Origin of the sequence: Streptomyces cahuitamycinicus, assembly GCF_002891435.1 — a bacterium.
Lineage (GTDB): Bacteria > Actinomycetota > Actinomycetes > Streptomycetales > Streptomycetaceae > Streptomyces > Streptomyces cahuitamycinicus.
The window spans coordinates 1-6,083 of the sequence record NZ_POUC01000456.1; the positions used below are offsets into that span (position 1 = coordinate 1).

Below are 6,083 nucleotides of genomic sequence, written 5' to 3' on the forward strand. Positions count from 1 at the left end.
GCCACGGGGGTGGGCGGTCCGCGGGATCTCCGTCGACGCCGGGCCGGGGGCACTCGTCGCGGTCGAGGGCCCGTCCGGGTCCGGCCGCACATGCCTGCTGCTCGCGCTGACGGGGCGGATGAAGGTCTCGGAGGGCACGGCTTCGGTGGGCGACGCGAGGCTGCCGAAGCAGATGGCGGCGGTGCGCGGCATCAGCGCGCTGGCTCACGTCCCGGGGGTCACCGACCTCGATCCGGCGCTGACCGTCGGCGAGCACCTTCGGGAGCGGGCGCTCCTCCAGCAGCGGTTCGGCGCCTCACTGCGCGGTCTGCTGCGGCCCCGCAGCGAGCGGGCGGCCGAGGCCGGGCAGCGTGTCGACGCCGCGCTCGAAGCCGCAGGACTCGACCTGGAGGCCTTGCCCAAGGGGCCGCGCACGGCAGTACGGGACCTGGAGCGCCTGGAGGCGCTGAGGCTGTCGGTGGCGCTCGCTCTGGTCGGCGGGCCGCGGCTGCTCGGCATCGACGACACCGACCTCAAGCTCGCGGACGGTGAGCGGGAGGAGGTCTGGGCGCTGCTCTGGTCTCTGGCCGATGCCGGGACGACGGTCGTGGCGGTGTGCAGCGAGGCCCCCGAGGGCACCGTCAGGGTTTCCACCGCCGAGAGCCCCGAAGAGCCGTCCGCCGAGGACGCCCGGGCCGATCAGGGATCCGACCAGCCTGACCAGCCCGATCAGGGAACCGACCAGGCCGACCAGGCCGACCAGGCCGACCAGGGAGAGGAGAAGGCCGATGCGCTCGCCGAGACTGGCCGCGCTTGAGCTGCGCCGCTTCGGGCGGGGGAAGCTGCCGCGCGCAGCTCTGGTCGCGCTGCTGGTGCTGCCGCTGCTGTACGGCGCCCTGTACCTGTGGTCGTTCTGGGACCCGTACGGCCGTCTGGACCAGATCCCGGTGGCACTCGTGAACGACGACAGGGGGGCGACCGCCGACGGCAGGAAGATCACGGCGGGCGAGGACATCACGAAGGGCCTGCACGACAGCAAGACCTTCGACTGGCAGGAGGTCAGCGCCGCCGAGGCCCGCAGGGGCGTTGAGGACGGCAGCTACTACCTGTCGCTCACCCTGCCCGCCGACTTCAGCGAGCGGATCGCCTCCAGCTCCGGGAACAGCCCGGAGACCGGCGCCCTCCAGGTGCGCACCAACGACGCGAACAACTACATCGTCGGGCAGATCTCCCGGACGGTCTTCGGTGAGGTGAGGCAGGCGGCGTCCACGAAGACGTCCCGGTCGTTCCTGGACAAGATCTTCGTGTCGTTCTCCGACATCCACGGCAAGACCGTGAAGGCGGCGCAGGGGGCCGACCGGCTCAAGGGCGGCATCGGCAAGGCCGAGAAGGGCTCCAAGGACCTCGCCGACGGCCTGCGGAAGGCCAAGAACGGCAGCGGCAAGCTCTCCACGGGCCTGAAGAAGCTCCACACCGGCGCGGGCGACCTGGAGGACGGCTCGAAGCGGGTCGCGGAGGGCACACAGAAGCTCGCCGACCGGGTCGACGGCACCGCCGACAAGGTCGGGCCCTTCCTGAAGGGCAACGAGAAGACCATCGGCGACACCGCCCAGCTGGTCGCCGACTCGTCCGGGGTGATCCGCAAGCACCTGGACACCCTGGTGAAGACGGCCCCGGCCGCCGCCAAGAACGCCCGCGCGGCGTCCGGCACGCTGAACGACGTCTACGTCCGGCGCTGCGACGATCCCGTCCTGCCCGACGCGGCATGCTCCGACCTGAAGAAGGCCAAGGACGCTGCCGCCGACGTGACCACCGTCGCGGACGACGTCGACACGCTGATCGCGGACCAGGACGGCGACCTGGACAAGCTCGACAAGAACCTCGCCACCCTCCAGAAGCAGTCCCAGGCCCTCGCCGACCGCGCACCGCACCTCTCCGAGGACCTCGCCGACGCCGTCAAGAAGATCAACAAGCTGAACGACGGTGCGGCCGAGGTCGCCGCCGGGGCGAAGGAGCTGCACAAGGGCATCGGCACGGCCAAGACCGGTGCGGTCGGCCTGGACAAGGGCGTCGGCAAGCTGAAGACGGGCGCGGACGACCTCAACGGCGGCATCTTCAAGCTCGTCGGCGGCTCCGGGAAGCTCGCCGGCGGCCTGCACGACGGGGCCGGGCAGATCCCCGACTACGACGAGCGGGACCGCGACAGGCGCACGGAGGTCATGGCCGACCCCGTCCGGCTCGCCAGCCAGGACCTGCACAAGGCGCCCAACTACGGCACCGGGTTCGCGCCGTACTTCATCCCGCTGTCCCTGTGGGTGGGGGCGATGGTGGCGTACATGCTGATCGCGCCCATGAACCGGCGGGCCCTCGCCGCGGGTGCCCCGGCGTGGCGGATCGCGCTGGCGGGCTGGCTGCCGGTGGTGGCGATCGGGGTGCTGCAGACGGTGGCGCTGATGTCGGTGCTGCACTGGGCGGTCGGCCTGGAGATGGCACGGGCGGCCGGGACGGTGGGGTTCCTGTTCCTGGTGACGGCGTGCTTCGCGGCGATCGTGCAGTGGCTGAACGCGCGCTTCGGGGCGGCGGGCCGGATCCTGGTCCTCGCGCTGCTGATGCTCCAGCTGACCTCGGCGGGCGGCACGTACCCCGTGCAGACCAGCCCCGGGTTCTTCAACGCACTCCACCCGTTCCTGCCGATGAGCTACGTCGTCGAGGCCCTGAGGCGGCTCATCACGGGCGGTGGTCTCGAACCGGTGTGGCACGCGTGCGTGGTGCTGACTGCGTTCACCGCCGGCGCCCTCGCGCTGACCGCCGTGGCGGCCCGGCGGCGCCAGGTGTGGACACTGGACCGGCTGCACCCGGAACTGAGCCTGTGAGCCCCACCGCCGAGCCCGCCGCCGAGCCCACGCCCTCCCCGCCGTCACATCCCACGGAGAGGTTCCTGTGACAATCAGGGCCATGGAAAGCAGCAGTGCCGCGTCGGGCGGCAGCACGCGCCGCGAGGCCACCCGGCAGAAGCTCTACGAGGCGGCCGTCACGCTCATCGCCGAGCAGGGGTTCTCCGCCACGACCGTGGACGAGATCGCCGAGCGTGCCGGGGTCGCGAAGGGCACGGTCTACTACAACTTCGCGAGCAAGTCCGTCCTCTTCGAAGAACTGCTGCGGCACGGAGTGGGTCTGCTGACCGCCTCCCTGCGGGAAGCGGCCGAGCGGACCGCGCGGGAGGGCGGCAGCAAGGTCGACGCCCTGGACGCGATGATCCGCGCCGGGCTGGTCTTCATCGACCGCTACCCGGCCTTCACCCAGCTCTACGTGGCCGAACTGTGGCGCACCAACCGGGCCTGGCAGTCGACGCTGCTGGTGGTCCGGCAGCAGGCCGTCGCGGTCGTGGAGGACGTCCTGCGCGACGGTGTGGCGGGCGGCGAGTTCAGCGAGGAGATCGACGTGCCGCTGACGGCGGCGGCACTGGTCGGCATGGTCCTCGTCGCCGCACTCGACTGGAAGTCGTTCCAGCCGGAGCGTTCCCTGGACGACGTCCACGCGGCCCTTTCGCGGCTGCTCCAGGGCCGGGTGAGCGGCTGCCGCTGACCGGACTCCCGACGCACAGCCGAAGGCGCCGGTCCGCTGTGGCCGCGTCCCCCGCGGGCCACCTCGAACCGGCGCCTTCCCTGCTCCCCCGTTTTCCTGCTCCCCCGTACGTTCCCCCGCAGGACCCCCGTTCGGTCGTCCCCCGGTTACCCCGGTTCTCCCCCGTGCCTCGCTCCCGCCGACACCGCCGGCGGAAGGAGCGGATCGTGGGCCGGCTCCGTTCCGGCGCCCCGTGTCGCCGGTGCCGGAGCCGTGCCCCTTCTCCGTGTCTCCACTCTCCCGTCCGCGCGGGCCGTCTCCCATCCGTGCGCGTACTCAACTGCGCGGCTAGGTACGGATACTCAGCCCTGCGCACGGGGCCCTACAGCACTCCGTCGCCGCCTGGTCACGATCACCCCCGCGCCCGTACTCGGAGGCCGCCGGCCGGGGCCGTCGGTCGGAGCGGTCAGTGGGGCTGTCGATGGGCTGTCGGCGGGGGCCGATAAAGTCGCGGCATGGCACGGATTGCGGTGATCGGCGCCGGGATGGGCGCGCTGACGGCTGCCGCCCGGCTGGCCGTCGCGGGCCACCGGGTGGCGGTGTACGAGCGGACGGACACCTACGGCGGAGCGCTGCGCCGCTTCGAGCGTGACGGGTTCTCCTTCGACACCGGCCCCGCCCTGCTGCCGCTGCCGGCCGTCTACCGCGACCTCTTCGTCAAGACCGGCAAGGAGCCGCTGGAGTCCTGCGTCGAGCTGGTCCAGGTCGATCCGTCGTCCCGGCACGTGTTCGCGGACGGCACCGAGGTGTCGCTGCCGAACGCCTCACGCGCGGGCGTCGTCGCCGCCCTGGACGAAGGGCTCGGCGCCGGCGCCGGGAAGCGCTGGGGCGACTTCCTGGTCCGGGCCCGGGAGGCCTGGGACCGGACCCGCCGGCCTCTGCTGGAGGAGCCGCTCTGGCCGAACTGGCGGGTGCTGGCCGACCGCGAGCCCTACCCGTCGGTGCCGCACAAGCGGCTGCTGCGCACCCGCCGGGCCGGCACACTCGCCGAGATCGGCGCCTGGGAGCTGCGCGACCCCCGGCTCGCGGCTCTCCTGGAGAGCCACGCCCTCGGGTACGGCCTGGACCCCCGGGCCGCCCCGGCGAGCGCGGCCGTCCTGCCGTACCTGGAGCACGCCTTCGGCACCTGGTACGTGCGCGGCGGTCTGCGCGAGCTGGCCCGGGCGGTGTACGAACGGTGTCTGGCCCGCAGGGTCGCGTTCCACTTCGGCGCCGAGGTTACCGGCGTGCTGGAGAAGGACGGCCGGGCGTCCGGGGTGGAACTCGCCGACGGGTCGGTCGCGGAGGCGGACTTCGTGATCGCCGGCGTCGCGCCCGGCATCCTGGCCCGGCTGACGGCGGGCGTCGTCGTACGGGGCGAGGGCGAGGTTCCGCCGCAGCCCGCGGCGGCCGGCCGGCTGACCCTGCTGCTCGCCCTGCGCGGCCCCCGCCCCGAGGGCACCGCACACCGCACGGTGGTGCACACCCGGGACCGCGAGGCCGAGTTGGCGGACCTGTTCGGCACAGCCGCAGGGAATCGCCGTCCGACGGTCACGGTGCTACGGCCCGACGACCCACGCCTGGCCCCGGCGGACCACGAGGCGGTCACCCTCACGACGGCGGTGCCCACGCGGCCAGAGCAGCCTCACGGCGACCTCGTGGACCACATGATCACCGCCGCCGAACGCACCGTCCCCGGCCTGCGCGACCGCCTTCTCTGGCACGAGGTGCGCACGCCCGCTGACACCGCGGACGAGACGGGGGCGGAGGGCGGGGCGGTGCCGGTGCCGGCCCTGGCGGCGGCCGGCGGACGGCTGCTGCATCCGGCCAACGGCACGCGGGTGCCCGGCCTGTTCACCGTGGGCGGCTGGGCCCACCCCGGCGGCGGACTGCCGCACGCGGGCATGTCGGGCGCGCTGGTCGCGGGACTGATCGTGGAGGGGCCGGAGTTCCGCGGCTCGCAGTGAGCGCGACGCCCCGGTGTGACTCGAGTCTCAGAATCGGTACTGCTCGTCGAAGCCGTTGCCCTGCGGCTGCTGCCCGCCGCCCTGGTACGGGTACGGCTGCTCCGGCGGCAGCTCCTGCCCGTGCTCGTCGGTGTTGCGCTGCTGCGGGACCCACACCCCGTCGGGCGGGGTCTCGCCGCCGTAGGTGCCGGTGTTGCCGGCGTACTGCTCCTGGCCGTAGCCCTGCTGGCCGTAGTACTGCTGGTCGGCGTAGCCGCCGTCGTACGTGTCCTGGCCGTAGGTCGACGAGCCGATGTACGGGTCGGAGTAGGCGGCGTACTGCTGCTGACCTGTGGCGTCGTAGCCCTGCTGCTGGCCGTAGCCGGAGTAGTCGTAGGCGTAGGACTGGTCGGCGGCCTGGGCGCCGTACTGGTCGTGGGCCTGCTGTCCCGCGGCCTGATACCCGTTGTCGTAGACGCCGTAGGAGCCGGTGTCGTCCGGCATGGGCTGCGGCTCTATCTCTTATACACATCTGACGCTGCCGACGAACTCTAG

General features: G+C 72.8%; 4 protein-coding genes and 1 pseudogene. 4 read left to right on the forward strand and 1 reads right to left on the reverse strand.

Translation table 11 applies throughout. From position 1 onward, the window contains the following. The 4 genes from C1J00_RS36495 to C1J00_RS36510 all read left to right on the forward strand — a co-directional run. Nucleotides 1-796, forward strand: a 796-nt coding sequence (locus C1J00_RS36495) for an ATP-binding cassette domain-containing protein (protein WP_102913222.1), incomplete at its 5' end; no start/stop codon positions are given. Further along, nucleotides 768-2,852: a YhgE/Pip family protein gene (locus C1J00_RS36500; RefSeq protein WP_102913223.1), complete on the forward strand. Its 2,085-nt coding sequence runs from the start codon at nt 768-770 to the stop codon at nt 2,850-2,852. The genes C1J00_RS36495 and C1J00_RS36500, both read left to right, overlap by 29 nt. Nucleotides 2,853-2,934: 82 nt before the next feature. After that, nucleotides 2,935-3,564: a TetR/AcrR family transcriptional regulator gene (locus tag C1J00_RS36505; protein WP_102913224.1), complete on the forward strand. Its 630-nt coding sequence runs from the start codon at nt 2,935-2,937 to the stop codon at nt 3,562-3,564. Nucleotides 3,565-4,058: 494 nt separating this feature from the next. Next, nucleotides 4,059-5,549 (forward strand): phytoene desaturase family protein, encoded by a 1,491-nt coding sequence (locus C1J00_RS36510; protein WP_102913225.1) that lies wholly within the window; start codon nt 4,059-4,061, stop codon nt 5,547-5,549. Between the two features lie 27 nt (nt 5,550-5,576). On the opposite strand, the pseudogene C1J00_RS36515 reads toward C1J00_RS36510, so the two are convergent. Further along, nucleotides 5,577-6,044 (reverse strand): annotated as a pseudogene (locus C1J00_RS36515) (hypothetical protein); the annotation flags it as partial. Between the last annotated feature and the right edge of the window lie 39 nt (nt 6,045-6,083).